This window comes from Gardnerella sp. 26-12 (genome assembly GCF_001660745.1).
Taxonomy (GTDB): domain Bacteria; phylum Actinomycetota; class Actinomycetes; order Actinomycetales; family Bifidobacteriaceae; genus Bifidobacterium; species Bifidobacterium swidsinskii.
Window position 1 is genome coordinate 923 of sequence record NZ_LWSR01000116.1, and the last position, 4,631, is coordinate 5,553.

Below are 4,631 nucleotides of genomic sequence, written 5' to 3' on the forward strand. Positions count from 1 at the left end.
CTATTACTGACAGAGATCAGTAATAGTCACCCAACGTGAGATATTCAACTATTGACTTGAACCAAACAAAATTCAATCAGTCTTTCGAAGGACAGTCTTAAGCGAGATCACTGTGACACCAATAACAAAAGAGGTAAAACCAATTCTAATAGCAAGTGTGCCATCCCATATTAAGGCAATCAGCATCGCGATTAAGGCAACCGTCAAGCCGAATGTCGCTACTTCACGGCAAAAACGAACGAGCTTGTCCATTATCCTTAAACACCTCCTCGTACACATACTAACAATCAGGTTTCATTTTACCTTTTGAGCTATATTTCCCCACTTCACAGGGTGGGTGCAAAGTGTGTGCACCTTTTAACGTTAACATCCTGTGCACTCGACCCTAGAGCTTTGACATCTTTCCCCATACAGCCAAAACACGCTCAAAAACCGCGAGAACCCAGCTTAAAGCCGCTTCGCATTAAACCTTTTAACGATAACGCTCGCAAACCCCTGGTATACAAGGGCAAAAATGCGCCCACCTAATCAGCCTCCTGCATCTTATGGCACGGTCAAGCGCCATGATGGTGGGGAAGCCCCGCCTATTTTTTTGTTTGAGTTTGAACATAAAAATAGCAGATAAAGGGAAGGAAATGAATTTACACCAAAGTTAAGACTTGACCGTCTAAACCTCATTTTCCTCATTATATTGCTGCAAATTACCTTCAAAACCAGTAATCTTTTCATTCTCGATAAGTAACAAAGAATCCGCTACATTGTTGATAAAGGACACATCATGCGTCACGAAAAGCAAGGGTCTGTCGTAGCCTTGAAGCAGCTCTTCTAAGGCTTCTATGGCACGAATATCTAAAAAGTTAGTTGGCTCATCCATCACCAAATAATTAAAGTTACCTGTTAGAAGCATCGCCAATTTCACCTTGGCTTTTTCGCCATCACTAAGCACATTCACCTGCTTGAACACATCATTTGTTTTGAAACCTAGACGAGCCAAGATGATTCTCGTCATTGACTGGTCATAGATTGAATAAGGTAATACGTTGTCCAGAATCGTTTTTGTATAGTCGAGTGTTTCTCCTAGCTGACTATAGTAACCAATTCGTAAATTCGGATGTGTCCACGTTTCACCGTTAAGAATCATGTTGAGCAAAGTGGTTTTCCCTGAACCGTTGTCACCTAATAAGGCAACTTTATTTGTATTGTCTATCGCAAAATTGACATTCTTAAAAATCACCTTGCTATCAAAGCTCTTATTGAGATTTTCTGCCCTGATGAGTACCTTGGAATGAATTTTTTCTCGCTCGTCCATATTGAGCTTGATGGCTGCATTTTGATATGGCTTACTCTTCACCTCTAGTTGATTTACTCTTTCTAAAGTGGCTTTTACCTGTTTGTCGAGCTTCTTCTTATTTTGTTGCCCACCCATTTTATGCAGCCTAGCTTCTGAGTTACCCATCCTTTTGGGTGTGGTTTTTACTTTTGCTGACTGCTGTTTTATTGCATTTGCAACCTGTAAAAGACGCTTCTTTTCTTTTACATAACTCTCATATTCCCTCTCAGCAAACTTATACCTCTTTTCTCTTTCGCATAGGTAAAACGAATAATCACCGCTATAAACCTCAATTTTCCCATTGACCAATTCGAAAATTTTCGTACAGGTTTGATTAATAAAATCTCGATCATGGGAGACAAGCATAAAACCCTTATTGCGAGAATAGAGCCGTTTAGCTAATAGCTTTCTTTGCTTAATGTCTAAATGTGATGTAGGCTCGTCAATAAGCAAAAATGCTTTATTATCAACTAAAAGGTGCTCCAGTTTCAATCTTTGCTGCTCGCCTGGACTACTACAATTCTGCTGAAAACGACGCTGATATATAAAACCGAGTTCATCTTCTAAATTGTTGAGCAAATAACTAATCTCGTCGTTCGTTTGAACTCGCCCTGCGTAGTCAGTATCAAGACTTGAAAGTATGCGTAAAAAGGTGGTTTTGCCTGTGCCGTTGTCACCAATTAAACCAACCTTGTCACAAGCACCAATAGATAGATGATCAATCGCAAATAAAGTTCTTGCACCTACAACTTTTGTTAAATCATCAATACGTATCATAAATCCTCCTTGAAAATACCGAGAGGATTTAACCTCTCTACATTAGTTAGAACAGGATTTATTAATTACCATCTTTTGATACCTCCGAAAATAATTGTCACTATCATACCATGTCCTCATATATAACTTAGTACCTCAAGCAACTTAACTATCGTCTTACTTATTTCACAAAGCTGGGTGCAAAGTGGGTGCACCTTTTAACGTTAACATCCTGTGCACTCAACCCTAGAGCGTAGACATGCTCTCTCAAACAACCAAGCTGTGCTCAAAAACCGCGAGAAACCAGCCTAAAGTAGTCACATACTAAACCTTTTAACGATAGACCCTGCAAACCCCTGCTACATAAGGGCAAAAATGCACCCGGCTATTAAGCCCTTGACATCAATACGACACTCTCGTCGGTATTTTCCTTAACCCGGAAGTCTTCCGCCTCGACGACTTTCTGGGTTGGCTTACCTTTTTCATCTTCAAGATGCGTTAACTCGAAAGTTCGCTGTCCTCCGTATAACAGCGGAATTTTGAAGTGGATTTTCTTGACGATGTCCTCGCCGTTCTTCCAATCGGCGTTTTCGTAAATTTCTATGTGGTCGATAAACGTGGCGTAGAAGCGCTTTTCGGCGTCGTTCTGGATGCCTTTCAGTGCCTGCCCAAAATAAGCCAATACTCCAAGACATCATCTACCGATACCTGCCCCAACTGAACACTTCTGAGCTTAGACATCGTCTCCTTGATGGACTGTTCCAGCTTAGGTTCAAAGAACTTACTTCTTGCCCGTCTGTTCCTGCCTGAGTCTCTCGCGAGCACGCATTATCTTCTGATAATCGGAATTCGTAAATCCGTCAGCGCGGACAGAGTTTGGGTCATCTGGGTTCCACATCTTCGTCAGTTCGATTGTCGCACCAGTCTTGTTAAAAAACCCTGCGCCAGCTTCCGTGTAGTATACGTTCAGCCCCGTCCCCGTTGTGCCTAGCGTCTTGGTGGAATTGCTGTTCGGCCACGGGTCGCTCTTTGCAACCGAAACGGTCGCCCCTCCGCCGTAGTCGTTGGCAGGCTGGTGGTTAAATATCCACGTATGGTCGTCCTCCTGCCTCACGCTCCACTCGCTGGACTTCCAGCTGGATGGTACGTCAACATAGAAGTAGTCCGTCATGAACGAGTACCCACTGTTGCTCGCTTTGGTCTCAGCAGCTTTTTGTTCTTCAGCGGCTTTCTCCTCGGCTGCCTTCTTCTCTTCCTCCACCTTCTTGGCCGCTACGGCATCATTCCTGCGCTTCTGTGCCTTTTCCTTCAAATCGTCAAGCTTGGATGCATCGATTCCGCTGTCCTTCGCTGCGTTATAAGCAGCTTCAATTTGCTCGTCTGTCACCTCTTCCGCAGGGATTGGCTCGATGGTGATTTCCTTCTCAACGTCGGTCTTGCCGTCCTTGGCTATACTTACCTTTGTAACCGCGTCCTTGGTGTCGTAAATGGTGCCGTCCTCTGCGATGGGCGATGCCTCAATCGCAAGGCTGTAGTCGCCCGGCTTGAGCGCTATGTTGGAAGAACTTGAACCTATGTAGAACACGCTGTCCACACCATTGTCCTTGGAATCTTTTCCAGTAGCGTGGACAGAGATTTTTGTGCCCCTATCTGTGTCAAGCCCCTTGGCATTTACGACTAGCGGAACGCCATAGGCCTTCGCCGCTTGCGCGTTGAAGTACAGATATGCACCTCCGTAGCCGACTGCTATTGCTGCTGTGACGCCAATCACTATTGCCACTATGACGCCAATCACCGCCCATAGTTTCGTTCGCTTCTTTTTACCTGATTCATCAGTCATTTCTTTTCCTCCATTTCCTTTCTCATGCTGTGTTCTGTCATTTATGGAATCAACTTGAAGTGCTTAAAAGCCTTGATGATTACATCGTGCTTTTCCTTCGGGCATTGAGGTCGATTTTTAGCAGCCATGCCTTCCTTTTCGTAAGAAAACTGCTTCTCAAGCCCTAATTCGTCTTTCACGGTCGCGATGTTCAGCGTCGATACCTTCAGCCCGTACTTGTCAAGCACATACGCCTGAATCTGCTTGTACGTCGCCTTCGGCGGCAGCTTGTCTCGCTTCAGTTCCTTCACGTCAATATCAACGTTCACGTACCCTGCGACATTTTTTCGGGTTAGTAAACATACCGTCTCGACGTGGATTGAGAGAACTCCAAGTATAGCTACACTTTTTTGAGTGCACACTATGGATAGTGGGTGCACTTTTTAACGATAGGAAAAGGCTATCGTTAAAAGGTTTAAGATTGGCAATTTACCAGCTTTTTGGCTGTATCAATAACCTTGTCTTTATACTTCACAACGTCTGCAATAGTTAACTTTTCAATGGCTCGAATGTAGCGTTCCATATAGTCAAAATCAGGTTCACCATCAGGAGTTACTGGAAGCGTAAATGTATCTTTTTGAATTTTCCTATTAGATATTGAATCCCCCCAATAATATTTAGACTTCAACGATTTTTGCAAAGAATCAATCATATACATATAAACAT

General features: G+C 43.5%; 5 protein-coding genes and 1 pseudogene. All 6 read right to left on the minus strand.

Going from position 1 to position 4,631, the window contains the following annotated elements:
• Positions 1-72 precede the first annotated feature (72 nt).
• A complete protein-coding gene (locus tag A5295_RS06515; protein ID WP_041160496.1) occupies positions 73-252 on the minus strand; it encodes a hypothetical protein in 180 nt (59 codons plus the stop codon).
• 415 nt (positions 253-667) lie between these two features.
• Positions 668-2,107, minus strand: coding sequence for a ribosomal protection-like ABC-F family protein (gene abc-f / locus A5295_RS05530; protein ID WP_064622080.1), 1,440 nt, complete (start codon positions 2,105-2,107; stop codon positions 668-670).
• Between the two features lie 367 nt (positions 2,108-2,474).
• On the minus strand, positions 2,475-2,768 hold the full coding sequence (locus tag A5295_RS05535; protein WP_197479840.1) for a hypothetical protein: 294 nt from the start codon (positions 2,766-2,768) through the stop codon (positions 2,475-2,477).
• 99 nt (positions 2,769-2,867) lie between these two features.
• Entirely contained in the window at positions 2,868-3,926 is a 1,059-nt protein-coding gene (locus A5295_RS05540; protein WP_064622082.1) for a hypothetical protein, read from the minus strand.
• Between the two features lie 41 nt (positions 3,927-3,967).
• Entirely contained in the window at positions 3,968-4,234 is a 267-nt protein-coding gene (locus A5295_RS05545) for a hypothetical protein (protein WP_064622084.1), read from the minus strand.
• A gap of 146 nt (positions 4,235-4,380) precedes the next feature.
• Positions 4,381-4,631: pseudogene (locus A5295_RS06395) on the minus strand (hypothetical protein); the annotation flags it as partial.

Excerpts from the sequence above, each read along its gene's own strand:
- A5295_RS05540 (WP_064622082.1), bottom strand. The coding sequence starts at position 3,926 with ATGACTGATGAATCAGGTAAAAAGAAGCGAACGAAACTATGGGCGGTG.
- abc-f (WP_064622080.1), bottom strand. The coding sequence starts at position 2,107 with ATGATACGTATTGATGATTTAACAAAAGTTGTAGGTGCAAGAACTTTA.
- A5295_RS06515 (WP_041160496.1), bottom strand. The coding sequence starts at position 252 with ATGGACAAGCTCGTTCGTTTTTGCCGTGAAGTAGCGACATTCGGCTTG.